The 21,936-nt window shown below is 71.3% G+C and carries 18 protein-coding genes; 11 read left to right on the forward strand and 7 right to left on the reverse strand.

Translation table 11 applies throughout. From position 1 onward, the window contains the following. Positions 1 to 12: 12 nt before the first annotated feature. The 7 genes from OG700_RS24605 (at position 13) to OG700_RS24635 (ending at position 10,753) form a co-directional block, all read left to right on the forward strand. Positions 13 to 1,683 (forward strand): nitroreductase family protein, encoded by a 1,671-nt coding sequence (locus OG700_RS24605; RefSeq protein ID WP_405617064.1) that lies wholly within the window; start codon positions 13 to 15, stop codon positions 1,681 to 1,683. A 117-nt stretch (positions 1,684 to 1,800) separates the two neighbouring features. After that, complete coding sequence (locus tag OG700_RS24610) at positions 1,801 to 4,524, forward strand: lantibiotic dehydratase (RefSeq protein ID WP_405621939.1); 2,724 nt, start codon at positions 1,801 to 1,803, stop codon at positions 4,522 to 4,524. Then, the gene (locus tag OG700_RS24615; protein WP_405617066.1) at positions 4,521 to 5,582 is read left to right on the forward strand and encodes a lantibiotic dehydratase C-terminal domain-containing protein; all 1,062 of its coding nucleotides are present in this window, start codon (positions 4,521 to 4,523) and stop codon (positions 5,580 to 5,582) included. The genes OG700_RS24610 and OG700_RS24615 overlap by 4 nt, the downstream gene beginning before the upstream one ends. A gap of 26 nt (positions 5,583 to 5,608) precedes the next feature. Then, positions 5,609 to 6,775, forward strand: coding sequence for a site-2 protease family protein (locus tag OG700_RS24620; RefSeq protein WP_405621941.1), 1,167 nt, complete (start codon positions 5,609 to 5,611; stop codon positions 6,773 to 6,775). A 44-nt stretch (positions 6,776 to 6,819) separates the two neighbouring features. Then, positions 6,820 to 7,773 carry an ABC transporter ATP-binding protein gene (locus OG700_RS24625; protein ID WP_405617068.1) on the forward strand — a complete coding sequence of 318 codons (954 nt, stop codon included), beginning with the start codon at positions 6,820 to 6,822 and terminating at the stop codon, positions 7,771 to 7,773. A 155-nt stretch (positions 7,774 to 7,928) separates the two neighbouring features. Beyond that, on the forward strand, positions 7,929 to 8,684 hold the full coding sequence (locus tag OG700_RS24630) for an ABC transporter permease (RefSeq protein WP_405621943.1): 756 nt from the start codon (positions 7,929 to 7,931) through the stop codon (positions 8,682 to 8,684). Next, a complete protein-coding gene (locus OG700_RS24635) occupies positions 8,681 to 10,753 on the forward strand; it encodes a TOMM precursor leader peptide-binding protein (RefSeq protein ID WP_405617070.1) in 2,073 nt (690 codons plus the stop codon). Before OG700_RS24630 ends, OG700_RS24635 begins: the two co-directional genes overlap by 4 nt. Before the next feature lie 94 nt (positions 10,754 to 10,847). On the opposite strand, the gene OG700_RS24640 is transcribed toward OG700_RS24635, so the two are convergent. Further along, the gene (locus OG700_RS24640; protein WP_078076938.1) at positions 10,848 to 11,024 is read right to left on the reverse strand and encodes a thiazolylpeptide-type bacteriocin; all 177 of its coding nucleotides are present in this window, start codon (positions 11,022 to 11,024) and stop codon (positions 10,848 to 10,850) included. Positions 11,025 to 11,250: 226 nt separating this feature from the next. On the opposite strand from OG700_RS24640, the gene OG700_RS24645 reads away from it, so the two are divergent. Further along, positions 11,251 to 12,567 (forward strand): amidohydrolase, encoded by a 1,317-nt coding sequence (locus OG700_RS24645; protein ID WP_405617073.1) that lies wholly within the window; start codon positions 11,251 to 11,253, stop codon positions 12,565 to 12,567. Continuing rightward, complete coding sequence (locus OG700_RS24650) at positions 12,567 to 12,848, forward strand: hypothetical protein (protein WP_405617075.1); 282 nt, start codon at positions 12,567 to 12,569, stop codon at positions 12,846 to 12,848. The genes OG700_RS24645 and OG700_RS24650 overlap by 1 nt, the downstream gene beginning before the upstream one ends. 27 nt (positions 12,849 to 12,875) lie before the next feature. Here OG700_RS24650 and OG700_RS24655 read toward each other — a convergent pair whose 3' ends face one another. Beyond that, positions 12,876 to 13,871, reverse strand: coding sequence for a helix-turn-helix transcriptional regulator (locus OG700_RS24655; RefSeq protein ID WP_405617077.1), 996 nt, complete (start codon positions 13,869 to 13,871; stop codon positions 12,876 to 12,878). 565 nt (positions 13,872 to 14,436) lie between these two features. On the opposite strand from OG700_RS24655, the gene OG700_RS24660 reads away from it, so the two are divergent. Further along, positions 14,437 to 15,627: a methyltransferase domain-containing protein gene (locus OG700_RS24660; RefSeq protein WP_405617079.1), complete on the forward strand. Its 1,191-nt coding sequence runs from the start codon at positions 14,437 to 14,439 to the stop codon at positions 15,625 to 15,627. Between the two features lie 23 nt (positions 15,628 to 15,650). Here OG700_RS24660 and OG700_RS24665 read toward each other — a convergent pair whose 3' ends face one another. From OG700_RS24665 to OG700_RS24685, 5 genes are all read right to left on the reverse strand, one after another. Continuing rightward, on the reverse strand, positions 15,651 to 16,517 hold the full coding sequence (locus OG700_RS24665; protein WP_405617081.1) for a hypothetical protein: 867 nt from the start codon (positions 16,515 to 16,517) through the stop codon (positions 15,651 to 15,653). Positions 16,518 to 16,661: 144 nt separating this feature from the next. Continuing rightward, positions 16,662 to 18,917 carry an ATP-binding protein gene (locus tag OG700_RS24670; RefSeq protein ID WP_405617083.1) on the reverse strand — a complete coding sequence of 752 codons (2,256 nt, stop codon included), beginning with the start codon at positions 18,915 to 18,917 and terminating at the stop codon, positions 16,662 to 16,664. Between the two features lie 163 nt (positions 18,918 to 19,080). Continuing rightward, the gene (locus tag OG700_RS24675) at positions 19,081 to 19,704 is read right to left on the reverse strand and encodes a DUF6879 family protein (RefSeq protein WP_405617085.1); all 624 of its coding nucleotides are present in this window, start codon (positions 19,702 to 19,704) and stop codon (positions 19,081 to 19,083) included. Beyond that, positions 19,697 to 19,966: a hypothetical protein gene (locus tag OG700_RS24680; RefSeq protein ID WP_405617088.1), complete on the reverse strand. Its 270-nt coding sequence runs from the start codon at positions 19,964 to 19,966 to the stop codon at positions 19,697 to 19,699. The genes OG700_RS24675 and OG700_RS24680 overlap by 8 nt, the downstream gene beginning before the upstream one ends. A gap of 234 nt (positions 19,967 to 20,200) precedes the next feature. Continuing rightward, positions 20,201 to 20,596, reverse strand: a complete 396-nt coding sequence (locus OG700_RS24685; protein ID WP_405621945.1) for a RidA family protein — start codon at positions 20,594 to 20,596, stop codon at positions 20,201 to 20,203. 146 nt (positions 20,597 to 20,742) lie between these two features. On the opposite strand from OG700_RS24685, the gene OG700_RS24690 reads away from it, so the two are divergent. Next, on the forward strand, positions 20,743 to 21,717 hold the full coding sequence (locus tag OG700_RS24690; RefSeq protein ID WP_405617090.1) for a helix-turn-helix transcriptional regulator: 975 nt from the start codon (positions 20,743 to 20,745) through the stop codon (positions 21,715 to 21,717). Positions 21,718 to 21,936 lie beyond the last annotated feature (219 nt).

Below are 21,936 nucleotides of genomic sequence, written 5' to 3' on the forward strand. Positions count from 1 at the left end.
AGGAGTACCACCGTGGGGTACGCCCATGACTACGCCGCCGCGATCATGCAGCGGGGCCGGGTCCCGATGCCACCGGCCGACTACGTGCCGAACTGGTCCGACGGGCCGCGTAAGGCGAAGTACTACCCGGGGGTCGACAGCCTGCCGCTGCCCGCCGCCGGCTATCCGGCGGAGGCGAGCCTGGACCGCGGCTTCGGCGGCTTCGGCGGCTTCGGGGACTTCGGGGACTTCGGGGACTTCGGCGCCTCCGGCGGCGACAACGGCCCAACGGCGGAAGGGGCGTTCGACCTGACGTCGCTCTCCGGGATGCTCCTCGACTCGTACGGACTGACCGGCCGCCGGCTCGGCGTCCAGGCCAACACCGACCTGAGCGCCCTGCCCTTCTACCCGCTCGCCAACTGGTCGCGCGGCTCCGCCTCCGGCGGCGGCCTCTACCCCGTGAGCGTCTACTGGGTCTCCGGGCCGCGCGGCCCCGTCACGCCGGGCGTGCACTACTACTCCACCCGCCACCACACCATGCAGCGCCTGCTCACCGGAGACGTGTCCGGCCAGGTGCGCGCGTCGCTGGGCGGGTACGCCGCCGGGACCCCCACCGATCAGTACCTGGTCCTGGGCATCAAGTACTGGCAGAACTCCTTCAAGTACAACAGCTTCTCCTTCCACGCCGTGAGCATGGACCTCGGCGCCGCCGTGCAGACGTGGCGCATGTGGGCGGGCGCCCGTGGCCTGGCCGTCGAGCCGGCGATGTGGTTCGACGAGGCACGGCTCCAGAAGCTGCTCGGGGTACGGGGCGATGAGGAAGGCGTCTTCGCCGTCATCCCACTCAAGTGGGCGGGCGGGCAGGGCAGTCCGGCCGCCGCGCCCGCCGGCCCTGTCCCTGCGAACGTCTCCGTACGGCGCCGTGACGTCGAGCGGTCACGCGAGGTCTTCACCTTCGACGCGCTGCTGAAGATGCAGGCCGCGACCTCCGCGCACGCCACCGAGCGGCCCGCCCCCGGCGCGCTCGCCCCGGCCGCCGCACCCCCGGCCGACCCGGAACTGCCGCTCGCGCCGCTGCCCGCCGCGCGGCCGATGCCCGCCGACGTACGGACCGTGCTGCGCCGCCGGCGCAGCAGCTTCGGCCGCTTCGACGCGAGCAGGCCGGTCACGGGCGGGCAGTTGGCGGCCTGCCTCGCGGCGTCCGTGGCGGGCTCGCGCCTCGGCGGCGACACCGGCACCGGCACCGAGGACGGCGGCGTACGGCTCACGAACCTGTACGCGTTCGTCAACCACGTCGAGGGACTGGAGCCGGGGGCGTACGCGTACGACCCCGACGCGCACGAGCTGCGGCTGGTCAAGGCGGGCCGCCCCGGTGAGTTCCTTCAGCGCAACTACTTCCTCTCCAACTACAACCTGGAGCAGGCCGGCGCCGTACTGGTGCCCACGATCCGTACCTCCGCCGTCCTCGACGCGGTCGGCGACCGCGGCTACCGCCTCGTCAACGCCACCATCGGCGCCGTCGCGCAGTCCGCGTACACCGCGTGCAGCGCGCTGGAACTCGGCTGCGGTGTCGCCCTGGGCTTCGACAACGTCTCCTACATCGAGGAGTTGGGGCTCGACGCCACCGGCGAGGCCCCGCTCCTGATCATGATGATCGGCAACGAGCGCCCCGCTCCCGCCGACTTCCGGTACGAGATCGCCTGAGCGAGCCGATGACCTACCGGATGGGGGACCACGACGATGTCTGACCAGGCGAATCACTCGCACGACCAGGGCGAGAGTCACGGCCACGGCCACGGCCAGGACCCGAGGCGCGCCTTCATGCTGCGCGTCGCCGGGCTGCCCATCGACACCGTGCGCGCCCTGCGCTGCCCGGCCGGCCGCCGCTGGGCGGACACCGTGCTCGCCGAGGAGGAGCGGCTGCGGGTGGCGGGCGAGGGCGTCGGCGATCTGCTGCACGACCTCGTCGGCCGTACCGGTGACGGCGCGGACGCCGGTCCCGACGAGGCGGCAGACCGGCGCGCGCTGCTGAAACTGCGCCGCGAGGTGTTCAACAACCGGCTGCCGCAGCGGCCCGGCGCGGCCCTCGCGCTGGTCGCCGGGCGTGACGCCGCGACGGGCGAGGCGCTGTCACGGTGGCTGCTCGACCGGCGGAAGCTGGCCGAACTGCGTTCCACCGGAGCCGAGTTGTTCGCGGACGAGAGCGCCGAGGCGCGCGCCGCGCTCCGTGGGATCGCGGGGGAGGAGCGGCTGCGCAAGGGGCTGCTGCTGGCCTCACCGACGCTCGACGCGCAGATCGACGCGTATCTGAGGCAGGGGGCGGACGGCAGGCACGACGCCAGGCCCGACAAGCGGCGCAGGAAGATCGAGCGGTCGCTGCTGTCGTACCTCTACCGCACCGTCTGCAAGACCAGCCCGTTCTCGACATTCACCGGGGTCGCGCTCGGTGAGTTCGAAGAGGAGCAGGTGGGGGACGGCTTCGAGGTATGGGTCGCCGAGAAGTGGACCGGCCACGCGCGGGTCAACGTCGTCGCGCTCGGCCGCCTCGCCGAGTGCGTGATCGCCGATCCCGCACGCCGCGCGGATCTGCCCGTCGCCCCCGCCTCCGGCTGGGGCAGGGACGACGACCGGGTGCGTTACGTACGCCGCTGGGTCACCACCGGCGACGACGACACGGCCGTGACCTTCGACGCGGTGAAGGACCGGCTGTTCTTCCTGCGCCGCAGCGGCACGCTGGAGCGGCTGCTCGACTTCTTCGAGGAGCACCCGGTCCCGCGCTACGGCGAGTTGGCTGCCTGGCTGGCCGACGACGCGCAGGCGGACGCGGCGGAGGCGGAGCAGTATCTCGCCGCGCTGCTGGAGCTGGGCATGGTCCAAGTACCCGCGCTGCGTACGGCTGTTCACGACACCGACCCGCTGCGCGCCTTCCAGCGGTCGCTGCGCGAGCTGGACCGGCCGTGGGCCGCGGAGCTGGCCGCGCGGCTGGACGAGGCGGTCGCGCTGACCGACCGGTTCGCCGCGGCGGAGCCCACCGAGCGCCGCGAGGTGATCGCCGCGCTCCGGAGCACACTCCAGGACATCCAGGCGGAGCTCGGCGCCGAGAAGGCCCGGGTGCCGCAGACCCTGCTGTACGAGGACGCGGCGGCCGGACGCGGGACGAGGATGGATCTCGCCGCCTGGCGCGAGCTGACGGCGGCGCCGCTCGGCCGGGTGGAGGGCGTGCTGCCCGCCTTCGATCTGACGCTCCCCCAACGCGTCACGTTCAAGGGCTACTTCCAGGCCCGCTACGGCCAGGGCGGGCGCTGCGACGACCTGCTCAAGCTGGTGCACGACTTCCACGAGGACTTCTTCGACCAGTACATGACGTTCACCGCGAGCCGTACGCCCTTCGACGCCGACGGGCAGTACGTACCCGAGGTGAACTGGCTCGGACTGCCGCAGCTCAAGGCGATCGACACGGCGCGGCAGCTGTTCATCGAGCGGATGCGCGCGCTCTGGTCCTCCGAGGGCGACAGCGACGAGATCGACCTCGGCGCCGGCTTCCTCGCCGACATCGCCGCCGAACTCGCACCGGCCGCACCGGCGTTCGCACCGATGAGCCACCACATCCAGCTCGCCGACCGCCGGCACGACCCGCTGATCGTCCTCAATCGCTCGTACGGCGGGCTGTCCTTCCCCTTCAGCCGCTTCACGCAGTGCTTCGAAGGACTCGACGCGGACCTGCTGGCCGGTGCGGCCCAAGTGCGTCCGCCGGGCGCGGTGTTCGCCGAGGTCACCGGCGGCCCCGTCACCAGCAATCTCAATCTGCACGGGCGGCTCACCGAGTACGAGATCGTCTGCCCCGGCGAGAGCGGCACCCTGCCGGAGGCGTACCGCATCCACCTCGACGACCTGTTCATCGAGCACGACGAGACCGCCGACCGGCTGGTGCTGCGCTCGACCCGGCTCGGCCGCGAGGTCATCCCCGTCTACCTCGGCTATCTCGTGCCGCTCGCCCTGCCCGAACTGCCCCGCACCCTGCTCCTCCTGTCGCCCACCTCGATGTCCCCGCTCAATGTGTGGGGCGGGGTGCCGGAGGGCGAGGCGGTGGGCGGTGTCACCCGCAGGCCGCGGGTACGGCACGGCAGCGTCGTACTGAGCAGGCGCAGTTGGAGCGCGCCCGCCGCCGGGCTGCCGCTGCTCGCGCCGGGCGTCTGTGACGACGAGTGGTTCCTCGGCTGGCACCGCTTCCGGCGCGCGACCGGGCTGCCCGACCGGGTCTTCGTGACCGTGTCGGACAGCGGGGCGCGCGGGGCGACGGGCGCGAAGCCGCAGTATCTGGACTTCGACAGCCCGCTCTCGCTCACCGCGTTCGAGGCGCTGCTCAAGACGGACGGGGCGCGGGTCGTGTTCCGCGAGATGCTGCCGGACGAGGACGGGCTGCACGCCGTGTCCGAGCGTGGCCGCCATGTCTGCGAGCTGGCCGTGGAAACCCTGGCCGGCCCGGCCCCGACCACTCCCGCGGCACTCCGGTCCGCCGACTCCGCACGAAGGGACGCCTCATGACCACCCCCGGCAACTGGCAGGCCACACACGTCTTCTACGCCGCCAACCCCCGGCCCTTCCTGCTCCAGTGCGTGCGCCCGCTCGTCGCCGGGCTGGAGGCGGAAGGACTCATCGACAACTACTTCTTCATGAACTACTGGCTCGAAGGCCCGCACGTACGGTTGCGCCTCAAGCCGGTCAGCGAGGCCGTGGCCCCCGCCGTGCGCGCCCGCACCGAGCAGGCCGTCGACGCCTTCCTGGCCGAGCGCCCCGCGCTGTACGAGGTCGACTCCGGCTTCCTCAACGACTTCTACAACACGCTGTTCGAGATCGAGTTCCCCGGCAGCGAGCGCGGCCACTACATGGACGACCAGGGCCGGATGAATCTGCGCCCCAACAACTCGCGCAGCGCCGAACCGTACGAGCCGGAGTACGGCAAGTACGGTGGCCCCGCCGGGATCGAGCTGGCCGAGTGGCACTTCAGGCACTCCAGCGATCTGGTCATCGAGGCGCTGCGCACCAAGAACCTCCATCTGCGGACCGTACTGCTGGGCACGTCCGCGCAGCTGATGATGGTCATGGCGGGGACGTTCCTGCCCGACGACCGTGAGCTGACCGAATACCTGGAGAGTTACTACGAGTTCTGGCACACGGCGTTCCCGGGCACCGGCTTCATCGGCACCGTCGAGTACGACAAGAACTACGCGGCGATGGCCCCCGGCCTCACCGGCCATTTCGCCCGCGTCCGGGCCGCCGTCGGCGCCGGTGAGCCCGGCCGGCTGCCCGGCTTCCTCGCGGGCTGGGCCGAACACTGCGCCGAACTGAACGAGCGCGCAAGGAAGTTGACGCTCGATGGCGATCTGGTCTTCCGGTCCTGGGACGGCGAGCGGGACGAGCGGGTGACGGACCCGGCGGTCGCGCTGCCGCTGCTGCTCTCCCCGTACATGCATATGACGAACAACCGGCTGCACGTCACCATCCGCGACGAGGCGTATCTGTCGCACGTACTGGGCCGGACCCTGCGGGAGTCCGTGGCACCGGCGGAGAACAGGGCGACGGAGGCGGTGACCACGCCGTGACCGCCCCCACAGGCGGTGACCACGCCGTGACCGCCCCCACGGACCGGGCCGCGACCGACCGGTACCGGCCGTGTCTGCGCCCCGGGGTGCTGGTCAGCGACGCGCTGCTGCTCGGCCCCCGGACCGTGCACCTCGTCAAGAACCCGCGGAGCGGCAAGTCGTACGAGGTCGGGGTCAAGGAACATTTCCTGATGGCGCGCATGGACGGCACGCGCGGTCTGGACGAGCTGGGCGCCCAGTACGCGGCGGAGTACGGCAAGCGCCTCGGCGACGCCAACTGGCGTCGGCTGCTGGGCATGTTGGGAGCCCGGGGGCTGCTGGAGGGCGGGCCGGAGGCCGCGGCGGTCCCTACGGTCCCTGCGGTCACGGCGGTCGCGGGCGGCCCCGCCGCGCCGCCCGCCGAGGAGCCGCCGAAGCCCGCGCGCACCCTGCTGCGCGGCACCCTCCCCCTGGTCGCCGACGCCGACGCGACGGCCGATCGGCTCCACCGGGCGGTCGGCTTCCTGCTCGCCGCGCCCTTCATGGTCCCGCTGCTCCTGCTGATCACCGCCATGGAGGTGCTGGCCGTCGCCCGGCTCGGCGAACTCGTCGACGGGGCGGTGGCGCTCTTCACCAACCCGGTGCTGCTCGCCGGCGCCGCCACGCTGCTCTGGTTCAGCACGGCGCTGCACGAACTGGCCCACGGGGTGGTGGCGAGACGCTACGGCGGGCAGGTCGCCGAGATCGGACTGCGCTGGCGCCTGCCCGTCGTGATCATGTACTGCACGGTCGACAACTATCCTTATCTGCCTACGCGTTGGCAGCGCGTCGCGACCGCCGCGGCGGGCGCGGTGATGAACCTGGCCGTCCTGCTGCCGTTCTGCGCGGTGTGGCTGTTCGCGCCGGTGGACGACGCCACCGGCGAGGCGCTGGCCGGGCTGCTGCTCCTGGGCAGTGCGCAGGCGCTGGCCATGCTCGTACCGTTCCCGCCGCTCGACGGGTACAAGATCGCCGCACAACTGTGCGGCGCGACCGGACTCGCCACGTCCAGCCGGGAGTACGTTCGCCTCGCCGTGCGGCGCGATCCGGCGGCGAAGGCGTACCCGCGCCGGGCCCGTACCGCCTACCTCGGCTACACGGCGGGCTCGCTGCTCGTCCTGGCCGGGATCGTGGCGGCCGTCGTCGCGCTGGCCGTCCACCTCGTCACCACGTAAGCCCGCACGCACCGTCGCACCACCCCGCCCGCAAGGAGACCCGCATGACCCCCACCCCCACCGACGACTCCACCGAAGGACGCACAGACGGACCCGCCGAAGGACCCGCCGTCGTCCTCGACGCGATCCACAAGCGGTACGGGGAGAAGCGGGCGGTCGACGGCATCTCGCTGACCGTCCCGCGCGGCGAGTTCTTCGGTCTGCTCGGCCCCAACGGCGCCGGCAAGACGACGCTGGTCGAGATCATGGAGGGCCTGCGCCGCCCCGACTCGGGCTCGGTCACCGTCCTCGGCCGGCACCCCTGGCCGCGCGACCCCGAACTGCTGCCCCGGCTCGGCGTACAGACCCAGGCGTCCGCCTTCTTCGTACGGCTCACGGCGCGCGAGCACCTGGAGACGGTCGCCGCGCTGTACAAGGCCGACCGGGAGGCGGCCGAGCGCGGTCTGGCCGCCGTCGGCCTCACCGAACAGCGCGACGTCCGGGTCGACGACCTCTCCGGCGGCCAGCGCCAGCGCCTGGCCATCGCCTCCGCGCTCGTCCACGACCCCGAGCTGATCTTCCTCGACGAGCCGACCGCCGCGCTCGACCCGCAGGCCCGCCGCGCGCTGTGGCAGGTGCTGCGCGCGCTCAAGCGCGCCGGACGGACCATCGTCTACACCACGCACCACCTGGACGAGGCCGAAGCGCTCTGCGACCGCGTCGCGATCGTCATCGACGGCCGGATCGTCGCGCTGGACACCCCGGGCAGGCTGGTCGCCGCCAGCAGCTCGGTCACCCGGCTGCTGGTCCCCGCCGACCGGCTCTCGCTCGGCGACGCGCAGGCCATCCCCGGTGTGCTGCGGGCCACCGAGGACGGCGACCTGATCGTGCTGGAGACCGAGGAATCGGGTCCGGTGCTGTCGGCGGTCGACGCGCTCGCGGGACTGCACGGCGTACAGACACGCACCGCCAGCCTGGAGGACGTGTACCTCGAACTGACCGGCAGCCCGCAGGCGTAGCCCGGCGCACCCGGACCCCGACACCCCGGACTTGGACCCCGGACCCCGACACCTCGGACCCCGACGCCCGCATCGAGAGACGGAGCACCGACACGATGAGCACCACGAGCACCACGAGCACCACAGGCGCCGCCAGCAGGCCACGTACGCGCGCCATGAGCGCCTACTCCGCGCTGAGCCAGGCCGGTTACAAGGCGTACACGCGCGACAAGACCACCCTCTTCTTCACCTTCGCCTTCCCGCTCCTCTTCCTGATCGTCTTCGGCCTGATCTTCCACGGCATGACCGTCGAGGAGAGCGGCCGCCCGTACATCAACTACATCGCCCCCGGTGTGCTGTCGTGGGGCGTCGCCAACGCAGCCGTCTTCGGCGTCGGGTTCGTCATCATGCAGTGGCGCCGCGACGACATCCTGCGGCTGATCCGGATGACGCCGACCCCGCTGCCGACGATCCTCGGCTCGCGCTACGTGCTGGCGCTCGCCATCGGCACGGTGCAGGCCGCGATGTTCGTGCTCGTCGCGATGCTGCCGTTCTTCGGCCTCGAACCGGCGGGGAGCTGGCCGCTGGCGCTGCCGGTGCTCTTCCTCGGCATCACCGCGTTCCTCGCGGTCGGCGTGATCGTGGGCTCGTTCGCGAAGACCCCGGAGGCGGTCGCCGCCGTCGCCAACTGCCTGATGGTGCCGATGGCGTTCCTGTCCGGGTCGTTCTTCCCGCTCGACGCCATGCCGGGGTGGATGCAGAACGTGTCGCTGGTGCTGCCGCTGCGCTACTTCAACGACGGCATCTCCGCCGCCATCACCGGTGACGGCGGCGGCGGGGACATCCTGGTGGCCTGCGGCGGCGTCACCGCGTTCGCCGTCGTCTTCGGCGCGGTCGCGCTGAAGACCTTCCGCTGGAGCGACCAGTCATGACGAAAGGGACCACGCCAGGGACCACGACCGGGGCCACGACCGGGACCACGACCGGGGCCACGACCGGGATCACCACCGGGACCGCTACCGGGACAGTCGCGGGGACGGAGGCGGGGGCGGCTGTGGTCCCCGCCGACGGCACCCCGCTGGAGCGCGGCCGGGTGCGCCTCCAACAGGCCCTGACCGCACGGTTCGAGGCCGCCGAATCCGTCGGGGGAACGCTGCCCGCGCCGCGCGTGGTGCCCCTCGGCGCCGCCGACGTCCTCGGCTTCGGGCACCCCGACCCGTACGCCACCCTGCGCCCGGCCGCGAACGTCCAGCTCACCTCACGGGCCGCCCTCGTCGGCCCCTGGGGCGGCGCCGGGCACACCGCCTGCGGCCAGTGCCTCGCCATGCGCTGGCAGCGGCTGCGCAGCCGCTCCGAACGCGAGGCGCTGGAACTGGGCCACGAACCGCACGGCGCCGTCGACTGGCCACTGCTCACCGACTACGCGGTGGACGCGGTCTGGGCGGCGTATCTCGCCGTCCGTACAGGGCAGTTGACCCCGCCCGCCGCCACCGCCGCCGACCGCGAGCTGCCGCAGGTCACCCGGATCGACCTCGGCACCCTCGCCGTCGCGACCTTCCCGCTGCTGCCCGAACCGCTCTGCCCGTCCTGCGTCCCCGAACACCCCGACACCGCCGACGCCGCGCGCATGCGCCTGACGGCCCGGCCCAAACCGGATCCGGCCGGCTACCGGCTGCGCCCGCTGGACGCGTACCCGCTGCCGACCGCCGCGCTCGCCAACCCGGTCTGCGGGACGCTCGGTTCGGACATCTGGATCAACCCCACGTCCACCACGACCGCCCCCGTCGCGGGCACCAATTTCGTACGCGGCTACGCCGGACTCAACGACGTCACCTGGAGCGGCCAGGCCAACAGCTACGCCACCAGCCGGACCCTGGCCTATCTGGAGGGACTTGAGCGGTACGCGGGCACCCACCGCCGCCGTGGCACGTCCCCGGTCGTCGACTCGTACAACAACCTCGCAGCCGACGCGCTGAACCCGGCGGACCGCGGCTTCTACGCGGACGCGACGTACGAGAAGGACCATCTGGTCAGCCCGTTCGACCCCGACCGGCCGATCCCCTGGGTCTGGGGCCACTCGCTGCGCGACGAGCGCCCGATCCTCGTCCCCGCGCGCCTGGCGCACTACAGCGCGGGCGTCGACGCGGACAACTTCGTCTTCGAGTGCTCCAACGGCTGTGCCACCGGCGGGAGTCTGGAGGAGGCGATCCTCTTCGGGCTGCTGGAGCTGATCGAACGCGACGCGTTCCTGCTCGCCTGGTACGGCCGCGCCCAGCTCACCGAGATCGACCTCGGCTCGTGCGCGAGCGGCACGATCCGCAGCATGCTCGACCGGGCCGCGCTGCACGGCTACGACGTGCACGCCTTCGACACCCGGATGGATCTCGCCGTACCCGTCGTCACGGCCCTCGCCGTACGGCGCGACGGCGGACTCGGCACGCTCTCCTTCAGCGCCGCCGCCGGCTTCGACCCGGAAGGCACGGTCGACGCGGCCCTGTCCGAAGTACTCACCTACATACCGCACTTGCCCTACCAGGTCGCCGAACGCGAGGGCGAGCTGCGGGAGATGGCGGGCGACTTCCGCAAGGTTCTGCATCTCAAGGACCACGCACAGCTGTACGGCCTGCCGGAGATGGCGCACCACGCCCGCGAGTACCTGGAGCCGACGGCCGTGCGCACGCTGGACGAGACGTACGCGGACTGGGCCCCGGTCCGGCCGCGCACCGGTGACCTGCTGGACGATCTGTGGCTGCTGCGCGACGAGTTGGCGGGTGCCGGGTACGACGTGATCGCCGTCGACCAGACGACGCCGGAGCAGCGGCGGATGGGGCTGCACACGGTCAGCACGATCGTGCCCGGTCTGCTGCCGCTCGACTTCGGGTGGACACGGCAGCGAGCCCTGCTGATGCCGAGGCTGCGGACGGCACTGCGGGCGGCCGGGCGGCGTACGGACGACCTGCCGAAGTCGGGGATCAAGGCGGTTCCGCATCCTTTCCCGTAACCGGTCGCGGGCCAGGGGCACGACGGCGGCCGGCCCCTCACCCGGTGGGTGGTTCCCACGGGGAAAGGGGCCGGCGGTGCGCTGCGAAGCCGGATCAGGCGGAGCAGGAGGTGGTGCTGGTGGTGCTGGAGCAGGTGGACGTCGAGGAGCACGACGTGGAACCGGCGAGAACGACCTCGGACGCGTCCGAGTAGTCCGAGATCTCGAAGGTCTCCGACTCAAGCTCCAGGATCTCGTCGGCGAGGGTGGCGAGAACGGTCTTCGGGGCCATGGGGGTTCTCCTTCGGTCACCGGGGCTTCACCGGCTTGTCCGGCGGCGCTCCCTTGCGATGGGCCCATTTCACCCGGCTGCGCTGTCAGTTGGGCCCGGCTTTCGCTGTCACACCGCTGACACGTGGTGTCAGCGGAACGCTCGCCCGGTGCGCGTGCGTCGGCGCACGCTCGAACCTCAGGAAAAGCTCAAGCAGGGAACGTTCAAGCAAGGAGGCGAACGGCGCATGATCGACGCGCTGCACGAGGACCCACCCCGAGCGTCCAAGCCCACGTCCACGCCCACCCCCACGCCCCCGGCTGCCTCCGCCGGTCCCGCTCCCGGTCTCGCCGGCCCCGGCGCCGTCCCGCGCGAGACCCTGCGGGACGCCCTCGGGCTCTACCTGGAACTGCACGCCCACCCCGAGCTGTCCGGCGCCGAAGCCGAGACCGCCGAGCGCTTCGCGGCCCGCCTGGAGGGCGACGGCGCCACCGTCACCCGCGGCGTCGGCGGCCACGGCGTCGTCGGCGTCCTGCGCAACGGCCCCGGACCCACCCTGATGCTGCGCGCCGAACTCGACGCCCTGCCCATCGGGGAACGCACCGGCCTGGCGTACGCGAGTACCGTCCCCGGCACCATGCACGCCTGCGGCCACGACCTCCATCTCGCCTCGGCCGCAGGCGCGTTCGCCCTGCTCGCGGCGGCGGCCGACACCTGGAACGGGACCCTCCTCGTCGTCGGCCAGCCCGCCGAGGAGACCCTGGAAGGGGCGGGCGCGATGCTCGCCGACGGTCTTTACGAGCGGTTCGGCACCCCCGGCACCGTCCTCGCCCAGCACACCGCGCCCCTGCCGGCCGGGACACTCGCGCACGGCCGGGGCGGACCGATGATGGCCGCGAGCGCCGCGCTGGACGTCGTCATCCACGGTTACGGCGGCCACGCCGGCACCCCGCAGCTCACCGTCGACCCCGTCGTGACCGCCGCCGCGACCGTCATGCGCCTCCAGACGGTGGTCTCCCGCGAGACGGCCCCGTCCGACCAGGTCGTCCTGACCGTCGGCTCCCTGCGCGCGGGCAGCCGCGGCAACGTCGTCCCGGACGACGCGGAGCTGGGCATCACCGTCCGAGCGACGACCGATCAGGCCCTGGAACGGGCCGTGGCGGCGGGGATACGCATCGTACGAGCCGAGTGCGCGGCCTCCGGATGCCCCAGGGACCCCGACATCACCGTCGTCTCCCGCTCCCCGGCGCTGCTGCCCGACCCCTCGGCGACGGCGACCGTACGGGCCGCCCACGAGCGGGAGTTCGGCCCGCACCGGGTGACGGACTGGCCGGGTTCGATGGCGACCGAGGATTTCCCGTGCTTCGCCGCCGACGGCGTGCGGACGGCATACTGGATGGTCGGTACGACATCCCCGAGCCAGTGGCGCGCCGCACGCTCCGCCGGCCGGCCGGTACCGCCCAACCACTCGGCGCAGTTCGCCCCGGACGTACGGACCGCGCTGCCTGCCGGTATCGCGGCCATGGCGACGGCCGCCAGGCATCTGTTCAAGGAGACCCGATGATGACGGCCCAGTGGGAATGGTCCGCGGACATCGAGCACGGCCCCGGCTACGTGGAGGTGGTGACGGTCCGCGAGGACAGCGCGGCCCCGTCCGCCGAGACGACGGTCATCCGCCTGCTCGGCCTGCTGCCCCACCACTGGAGATGCGTGCCGGAGGCCGCCGGGGACCGGGTGCGCCTGTGGATCGCCCGGGACGGCGGCACGAGCGACACCGACATCCACCGCACGGTGCGCGCGGTCCTGGCGGACGCGGCGCTGTGGGGCTGGACGGAACAACGCTGACCCGCCCCCCCCACGCCCCAACTGGCTTCAGATCCAGCCCCGTTCGCGGGCCAGCAGCGCGCCCTGCGCACGGCTCGCGGCCCCGAGGGACTGGAGCAGGTCCGCCACGTGTCTTCGATACGTGCGGACCGAGATACCCAGGTCCCGGGCGCCCGCCTCGTCCTTGCCGACCGTGCACATCGAGATCAGCACCCGCTGCTCGATCTCACTGAGCCCGCCCACGGCGTCGGCGGACTCCTTCGTGACGGTCAGCAGATCGTCCGCCTGCGACCAGATCTTCTCGAACAGGGCGATGATGTTGGAGACGAGCCCGCTCTTGTGGGCCAGCAGCGCCCCGCGTGAGGTGTTCTGCGGGTCCACCGGCACCAGGGCCGTACGGCCGTCGTACACCAGGATCCGCTCCGTGATGTTCTCCGCGACCCGGATCTGCGCCCCGCGCTTGACCAGTTCGCGCAGATACTCCCGGGTCGGCAGGTCGTCGAGCGCGGCGGCGAGCACCACATTGCGGATGCGCACCCCGCGCCGCAGACAGCGCAGATCCAGCGGGCGGGACCGTTCGATGTTCTCGGGCGAGAGCTTCGTGTACGGCTCCACGGACAGGATCTCGTCGCGAGCGAAGAACGCCAGGTCGTCGATCCGGTTCCGGATCTCCGACAGCCCCTCCAACTGCTCGATGCCCCGCACCGGAGGCAGCCGCGACCCCTGCTCGGCACGTAGCCCGTCGACGAGATCGCGGGCCTGCATGAGCCGGCGCAACTCCTCGTGGAGCGCGTTCAGCCGCGCGTCGGTCAGCCGGCCAAGGGCCACGCCGGGGTCGGCGGGGGAGACGCACCGGTGACTGCTGTCGGGATGGAGCAGACCCAGCTCCCGCAGCCGGTCGAGGCCGCGCCGGGCGTCGTCCCGCGCGGTGTGCACCAGCAGGTGGATGTCGTCCGCCGACGTATCGGGATTGCGGAGAAAGTGCCGGTAGATCTCTTCCTCGGTCGGGGAGACACCGAAGACGGACATCTCGTTGTCGCCCAAGACTTGGCCTCCGCTACTTGATCAGCTCACGCCGAGGACGGGTGGGGGGTCGGTGCCGGATGGTGCGATCCGCCGGGCACGCCGCTGAGCTCGGAGGGACCTTGGAGAGAGTAAAGGCAACACCGTGGCTCTGTAACTGATCTTGCGTGGCACTTGCGCCAGATGTGAGTGAACGGTGCGTGTCATGACCAACCATCGCCCGCCCGGCGTGCCGGGTTGCGAAGTGGCTCGGCGGACTCACGTCAATCTCCCCGTATCCGGTTTCCGGGCAGTCTCCCCAGGGTCTCCACGCAGTACACGGCTGGGCGGCCCGACAGGTTCACACGCCCCCGGAGTGACCCCATCGCGCCCTGGTGACCGAGTGCCCCCTCTGCGTAACGTAGTTGATCGCGACATGGCGCCATGTCACACAACAGGCCCGCTTGGTAGGGGAAAGGATGCAAATGGGAACTCACGGATCGCCACCGTCACAACCACCGTCACCGCCGACCCCACCGCCGTCGCCTGGTGATTCGGACAGCCGGCACCCGGATGTCTCCAAGCCCGGAGGCGGCACGCACCGGAAATGACCGGCCTCGATCCTGACGCGCTGAGCGCTCGCGCCGCCGACGACCTGGAAGCCGCCGAGGGCTTCCAGCAGCCCTGGACGCGCGACCTGTTCCGCAAGGTTCCGCGGCACGCGTTCGTGCCCGACCGGGTGTGGGTGTGGTCGAAGGACGCCTACCGGCCGCTCGACCGGACGGTCGACCCGGTCGGTTGGGCCCAACTCGTCCACGACGCGGCGCGGTCCGTGGTGACACAGGTCGACGACGGGCGCCCCGGCACCGGTGGCGGGACCCTGCCGACCAGCTCCATCAGCGCGCCGAACGCGGTGTTCACGATGCTCGCGACGGCCGACCTGGCACCCGGCCACCGGGTTCTGGAGATCGGCACCGGTACGGGATACAACGCGGCGTTGCTGTGCGAGCGGGTCGGGACGCGGAACGTGGTCAGCGTCGAGATCGATCCCGCCGTGGCGGAGAACGCTGAAAGAGCACTCCACGCGACCGGATACCGGCCCGCCGTCGTCGTCGCGGACGGCGAGGCCGGGCACCCGGCGGGCGGGCCGTACGACAGATTGATCTCCACGGCATCGTCGCAGCGCGTGCCGGGCGCGTGGGTCCAACAGGTGCGGCCGGGCGGGCTGATCGTGACCCCGTGGCGCACCACCCTCGCGACGTCCGGCATGGCGGTACTCCGCGTCACCGACGACGGCCGGGCGGCGCAAGGCCACTTCGGCTACCCGATGGCCTTCATGGACCTGCGAGGCCAGCGCCGTGACGATCACTCGCCGCTGCGCGACGTATACACGCGTGACGCGTGGGAGAACACCCGCCCGCGTCCGGTCCCGTCCGGCCCGCACTGGCTGGACGACGACTACCACGCCCGATTCGCGGTGGGCCTGATGCTCCCGGACGTACACGCCGACCGCCAGGACACGGACTCCGGCGACGGCGACGAACCGGCGTGGTGGCTGTCCACCCGTACGTCGTGGGCGTACGTGGCCGGCGACACGGCCCGGCAATGGGGCCCGCGCGCCCTGCTGGACGAACTCGCCCAGGCCCACACCCACTGGACGCGGGCCGGCCGCCCCGACCTCTACCGCTACGGACTGACGGTCACCCGCGACGGCACGCAACGGCCGTGGCTCGACACCCCGGACGGGCTGCTCCGGCAGCCGTCAGCCGAGACCCCGCCCGGTTCGGTCGCGGGGTGACGCCGAGGAAGAAGGCGGCTCTCTCAGCGAAGTTCACCGCCGATCAAGGGCCCTTGGGACAGGTGGTACAGCAGGCGATCGACTCGCCATGCGGTGTACTGCCCCAACGTGGCCGAGGCCACTTCGCCCGCCGCGTTGGCCTGTTCCCAGGCTGCGGCGTCCCGCTCACTGACCGGCCGACCCGCAGCGAGGGCGGCGCGGGCGCGCTCCGCGGCGTCCTTGACCGGAGCGAAAGTGACGTGGAACGCGGCCTCGGTCGCATCCATCATCGCTTCCCGGGAGTACTCGGCTGCCTGCGCGAGTGCGTCGGCTTCGGCGTACGCGGCCTGGTAGTCCTCGAAGGTGGTGTCGTCGACGGCGTCGATGGCAGCGGCTCGCGCACTGGCGGCCTGGGCGGCGAGGGGCGCGGCCTCGGGCGCCTGGGCAGCGGCAGCGGCGTAGGCCGTGGCCGCCGCGTGCGCGGCAGGACCAAGGCGGTGGTCGGCAGCGGCCGCCCTTCCAGCAGCTTCGGCCGCGCGAGAGGCGGCCACCCACTCACTGCCTGGCGGGTCCTCACCGGCGGTCTTGCGCCGATACAGCGTGATCACCAGGTCGACGGCTATGCGTTGCGATGAGTCGGCATCGGTGTGATGCACGGCGCCGTGCTCGCCGGCCAGCAACTCCAGCGCCCACCGCGCCGGTACCAAGGCGAGATCGGCGCCGACCGGGATCGCCTCGAAGGCGGCCACGGACTGTCCATCCGGCAAGCACTTCAACAACGTGCAGACGCCGGGCGGGATCCCCCATGACCGCTGTGCCTCGGGCAACAGCTCTGACAGCGGCATGCCCTCGCCCGCGAAGGCAAGCGCCTCGGCCTTCACCTCGGGGTCGCCACACCAAGCCAGCACCAATACTGCCTCCTTCGTCGTCAGCGTCAGCCTGACGGGTGATCAAGCTCCCATCCTCTCAAGGTAGTTGCATCCGACTGCTACGGCGCCGGGTTGGCGGTGTCCGCCTGATCGCCCGGCGGGCAACTCGGGCCACCGCCCAAGGACTTACGCGCTCCGCTCCGCGAGGCGCCGGCGCATCGCCGTCGCCCGGCCGTCGTCGTACGCGACGATCAGCCGCAGCGCCTCGGACCTGTGCGGGCCGGCGTCGTCCGGTGTCGGGGCCAGCGCCTCAGCCAGTGCCTCCAGGGCCAGCGCCTCGTGCCACGAGTCGCCGAGATCGTGGTGGACGGCAGCCGCCCGGCGGTGGAAGTGCGTGGCCTCTTGGGCCCGGCCGAGCGCCTGGTACGCCGCACCGGTGCCGTACCAGGCCATGGCCTCACGGCTGCGGTTACCGAGACGGCGGTGCAGGTCGGCGGAGCGCTGGTACGAGGTCAGGGCGTCCGCGGGCCGGGTCAGGGCCAGTTGGGCATCGCCAAGTGTGAGCAGCCAGTAGCCCTCGTAGATCTGGTCACGCAGGGCAAGGGCGATGTCCATGGCCTCTTCGGCCGAGCCGAGGGCCGCGTCCAACTCACCTCGTTCGCGCTGCAAACAGCTCAGCACGCGCAGCGCGTTACCCTCGCTCCCCGCGTTCTTGAGGGCGCGGTGGGCGGCCAGCGCCCCTTGGGCACAGACAGACGCCTCTTCCAGACGTCCCGCGTTGTAGTGCGTGGTCGCCAGATTCGACAGGGCCGAGGCCGCCCAGCGCTCGGAGCCCACCGCCTGCCAGAGCGTTGCCGCGTTCTCGAAATGCGATGCGGCGTCGTCCAGTTGGCGGCGACGCAGATGGATGAGACCGATCAGATTCAGTGAATCCGCCTCGCCGGCTCGGTCGCCGTTGGTACGGCGGATCGCCAGCGCCTGCTGATGGCAGTCCAGGCTCTCGTCCCACGCGTTGATCCGGTGATGTGCCATGCCCAGACAGGCGAGGAGCCGCGCCTCGGCGACGGAGTCGTTGACCCGGCGAGCCGCGGCCAGTCCGGTGGCGCCCACCGCCAGCCAGTCGGCCATGGACGCGGACGGCGGTTGCGTGTACCACAGGGTCAACGCCAACTTCCATGCCAGCACGTCGTGTTGCCCGGTGGCGGCGGCTTTGACCGTGCGCAGCAGGTTGGTGTGTTCGCGCTCCGCCCAGTCCATCGCCGCGTCGTAGTCCGCGAATGCCAATGGCCGGACACCTGCGGGCAGTTCCGGGAGTGATACCGGCTCCTCCGCCGGGGCGAGCCTGATCCGCGCCGCCTCCGCGGTGTGCAGATACCAGCTCAGCACTCGGTACAGGGCGGCCTGCCCTTCCTCCTGGGGCTCCTCTTGCCGGGTGAGTCCGGCGGCGTACGCGCGCAGCAGGTCGTGGAACTGGTAGCGGTCCGGCCCTGTCTGCTCCAGCAGATGCGCGCCCACGAGGGAGTCGAGGAGCTGGCGGGTCTGTACGGCGGGCAGTGCGGCGAGCGCGGCGGCGGCGGGCAGGCCGAACTCCGGTCCGGGATGTACGCCGAGCTGCCGGAAGAGCGTCGCGCCCGGTTCGGACAGGGCGCGGTAGGACCACGCGAACACGGTCCGGACGGCCTCGGCCTCCTCCTCGTCCCCGATGCTGAGCGCGTCCCACAGGACGGATTCGTCGCGCAGCTCGGCGATCAGGTCGGCCAGACGCAAATGCGGATTGCTGGCGGCGCGTTCACCGGCGATGCGTAGGGCCAAGGGCAACTCGGCGCAAAGCTTGGCGAGTTCGGCGAGTTCGCGTAGATCGTCCTCCGGCCGGTAGCCGGCGGTCACGGCACGCAGAAGGGCAACGGCCTCGGGCTCGGGCAGCGTGCCGAGTGTCAGCCGGTGCGCGCCGTCCCGTATGGCGAGCCCGGAGAGTCTGCTGCGGCTCGTCACCACGGTCAGGCAGTTCGAGCCGCCGGGGAGCAGCGGGCGAACCTGCGCCACCGTGGCCGCGTTGTCCAGGACGATCAGCATCGTCCGGTCGGCCAAGAGGGACCGGTAGAGCGCGGCTGCGGCGTCGGGTTCCTGGGGCACGGAGTCGGCGCGCACCCCGAGGGCGGAGAGGAACCCCCGGAGGGCTTCCTGGGCGCTCAGTGGTTGTGCGGGGTCGTACCCGCGCAGGTTGACGTACAACTGCCCGTCGGGGAAACGTTCACGGACCTGGTGGGCCCAGTGCAGCACGAGCGAGGTCTTTCCCGCGCCGGCGGTGCCCGCGACGACGGCGACCGAGACGACGACGGGGGCACCGTCACCGTCCTCGCCGGGCAGTACGGCGTTCAACTGGCCGAGTTCGCTGGTGCGGTTGACGAAGCGGTGCACGTCGCCCGGTAACTGGCGTGGCACCGGGCCTTCACGGCCCGAATCGCTCTCGCCATGCCGATGGAAGTGGACTCCGCCGGTGACGTTCCCGGCCTGGACGACGTCGTGGGACGTTCCCGACAGGTCGTTGTGCGAGCTGTCGGGAACGTCCGGTGTACCGCTGTGCTCGTTGATGATGTGCTCCGGATTACGGGACTGGCGCGGGCAGGGGTGCGATTTCGCGGGCGAAGTACGAGGCGATGTCCTCGCCGATCTCGAAAAGTGATCGGATGTACTGCTGCCAGGAGCGGACATGCTGCTCATCGGTGAAGCGGATGGATCCCATCGGCACCCCGGAGTCGCTGTAGATGACGTTGTAGAGGGTTTGTTCGCCGAGGACTACCATTTCCGGGAGTTGCTGGGTCTTCTCGGCATCCGCCACTTGCTTCGCAGTGACAATCCGTACGTTGCTTCCACCCAACTCCGCATGCTGCCGAAGCCAGTACAACTCCCATTGCACATAGGCGGTGATCGGGTACTCGACAATACGTACCCGGTGAAAGGTGTACCCACGGCTCCTGTCCTCCAGAGCTCCGGCCAGCACCGCTTCCCGATCCTCGGCGAAGAGGCGCAAGACCTCCTGCCAGTCGCCACGCGTGAGAGCGTCCCTGCTGGGGTCGTTCTGCTCCTCGAAGTATTGCCGTCGCTCCAGCTTCCACGCGCCGCCGTCCTGGATTGCCGCGTCGCGTTCCCTGAAGTCACGCTTGTAGTCCTTGCTGACGAGGCGCACACCCAGCTCGGGATCGAGTGACGGCACGTTCAAATCAAGCATCCGGAATGTCTTCCTTCGCGGCGCTGAGCATATTTCCAGGGATCACGACGAGACGTTCGTCCGCCGCCAGGGAGACTCCGGCGGGAAGGTTCGCCGAATAGGCTGCTGTCAGATCTCGGCCGATAACTGCGACATCACCATTGCTGAGCTGCCAGATGTCCGGGCATTCATTCTTGTCTTTCGAGTTTCCGAGTTCTTGAGCCGTCTTGCCGAGGCGCCGCTCGAATAACGCGGACGGATCTGCTTCCCAGGAACGGTTCACTCGCTGCCTCCGAGTGTGAGGATTCCGGCGGATGGGCGTCACAGATTCTACTGATGCCGATTACGCAGAGCAACAGTCTGCGGGTCTCCAACGACCTGGCCGAATCTCGCGGTTGGTGGCCCGGGTCAGCGACTCCCTCACGCTGTTCTGCGTGTCCCGCAGAACAGAACAGCGCCGACACGACCCGCGTGAACGCGAGGTCGTGTCGGCGCTGTCGGCGCTGTCGAGGTCACATCACGCGACCGCGGTCCCCTCCAGCTCGACCAGCTGGCCGGGGATCGCCAGCCGCGTCACCCCGAGCATCGTGGTGGCCGGCGCCACCCCGGCGGCGCCCAACCGCCCCGCCAGCGCGCCGTAGTGCTGGAAGAGCAGATCGACGTCGGTCGTGTAGACGTTGAGCCGCACGAGGCTCGCGAGAGACATGCCGGCCTCGCCGAGCACCGCCTCCAGGTTGTCGACGCTCAGCGTCAACTGCGCCGCCATGTCGCCGTCGTGCTGGGGCTTGCCGTCCTCGCTCATCGCGGTCTGCCCCGAGATGTACAGGGTCCGGGTGTGTCCGGAGACGACCTCACCTTGGTTGAAGCCCATCTCCGTCGACCAGGTCACCGGGTTGATCGCCGTTCGTTCCACTGTCACGTCTGCTCCATTCGATCCCTCACGAGTACGCACGTCCACCGGCCCGGAATCGTCGGCTTCGGCGTCGCTCAACGAGCCTCCCAACAAATCACGACACCCTCAGTCATGTATTCCGTCAGGTATTTCGTTAGGGTTCTCGTATGCGTGCCGACCGGTTGGTTTCGCTGGTGTTGCTGCTGCGTCAGCGGGGCCGGCTGACGGCCGACGCGCTGGCCCGGGAGCTGGAGGTGTCCACCCGCACCGTGCTGCGCGACATCGAGGCGCTGTCCGCCGCCGGCGTCCCGGTCTACGCCGAGCGCGGCCGGCACGGCGGGTTCGTGTTGTCGCCGGGTTTCCGGACCGAGCTCACCGGTCTGAACCATGACGAGGCCCTTGCTCTGCTGACCGCCGGATCGGGGCGCGGTGAGCTGGTGTTCGGCCTAGGCTCGGCGCTCGCGTCGGCCATGCGGAAGGTGGCCGACGCGCTGCCCGAAGGCCACCGGGCCACCGCGAACGACGCGGTCCAGCGTCTTCTCGTCGACCCGGAGACCGACCTGCTCTCCCGCCGCCTGGTCACCGAGGAGGTACCCGACACCACCATGACCGTGGTCCGGCGCGCGGTGCTCGCCGGGCGGAAGCTGCGTATCCGCTACGCGGCCACGGGCCGGCCACCGCAGTGGCGCACGGTCGATCCGATCGGGCTGGTCACCGTACGCGACCGGGCCTACCTGCTGGCCACGCGATCCGGCGCGGACCGCACCTACCGGCTGTCACGGGTGCTGGCCGCCGAGGAACTGCCCGAAGCGGCAGAGCGACCGAACCGGGTTGATCTGGACCGGATCTGGCGGGAACGCTCCGCGCGGTTCCTCTCCGACGGCGACCACACGACCGTGCTGCTACGGGTCGACCCGGTGCGGCGGGAGGAACTGCTGGACGCCGCGCTGGCCGTCCGCGCGGAGGACCCCGACCCGGACGGCTGGCTGCGGCTGGAGGTGACCTTCCAGGATCCGAGGCACGCCGTATGGGCGCTGTGGCAGCTCGGCACGGACGCGGAAGCCCTGGCCCCTCAGTCGTTGCGTGCCTCCCTGCGCGAGCGCGCAGCCGCGATGGCCACCCGCTACGGGGACGCGTCCTGAGACCGACCCGCACCCGCAGCCGCAGCCGCAACGACAGCCACGGCCTCCGCACCGGCCCCCCACCCGCCCCCCACCCGCCCCGCACCCGCCCCACCCGTCCCGCGCGCCACCCGCCCCTGCGGAGCCGTACGCTGGAGGTCCCCCGGCCCGTGAGACGTGTCGGGTCCTTCGCGTTGCTCGTCAAGCGCTCTCGCGTCGGTCGTCACCCCGCACCACCAC

The sequence above is a fragment of the Streptomyces sp. NBC_01508 genome (genome assembly GCF_045040315.1).
In the GTDB taxonomy this organism is placed as follows: Bacteria; Actinomycetota; Actinomycetes; order Streptomycetales; family Streptomycetaceae; genus Streptomyces.

Bases quoted from the DNA above. Each gene is read 5' to 3' on its own strand.
- OG700_RS24610 (WP_405621939.1), top strand. From the start codon at position 1,801: ATGCTGCGCGTCGCCGGGCTGCCCATCGACACCGTGCGCGCCCTGCGC.
- OG700_RS24615 (WP_405617066.1), top strand. From the start codon at position 4,521: ATGACCACCCCCGGCAACTGGCAGGCCACACACGTCTTCTACGCCGCC.
- OG700_RS24625 (WP_405617068.1), top strand. From the start codon at position 6,820: ATGACCCCCACCCCCACCGACGACTCCACCGAAGGACGCACAGACGGA.
- OG700_RS24630 (WP_405621943.1), top strand. From the start codon at position 7,929: ATGAGCGCCTACTCCGCGCTGAGCCAGGCCGGTTACAAGGCGTACACG.
- OG700_RS24635 (WP_405617070.1), top strand. From the start codon at position 8,681: ATGACGAAAGGGACCACGCCAGGGACCACGACCGGGGCCACGACCGGG.
- OG700_RS24640 (WP_078076938.1), bottom strand. From the start codon at position 11,024: ATGGCCCCGAAGACCGTTCTCGCCACCCTCGCCGACGAGATCCTGGAG.
- OG700_RS24645 (WP_405617073.1), top strand. From the start codon at position 11,251: ATGATCGACGCGCTGCACGAGGACCCACCCCGAGCGTCCAAGCCCACG.
- OG700_RS24650 (WP_405617075.1), top strand. From the start codon at position 12,567: ATGACGGCCCAGTGGGAATGGTCCGCGGACATCGAGCACGGCCCCGGC.
- OG700_RS24660 (WP_405617079.1), top strand. From the start codon at position 14,437: ATGACCGGCCTCGATCCTGACGCGCTGAGCGCTCGCGCCGCCGACGAC.
- OG700_RS24675 (WP_405617085.1), bottom strand. From the start codon at position 19,704: ATGCTTGATTTGAACGTGCCGTCACTCGATCCCGAGCTGGGTGTGCGC.
- OG700_RS24690 (WP_405617090.1), top strand. From the start codon at position 20,743: ATGCGTGCCGACCGGTTGGTTTCGCTGGTGTTGCTGCTGCGTCAGCGG.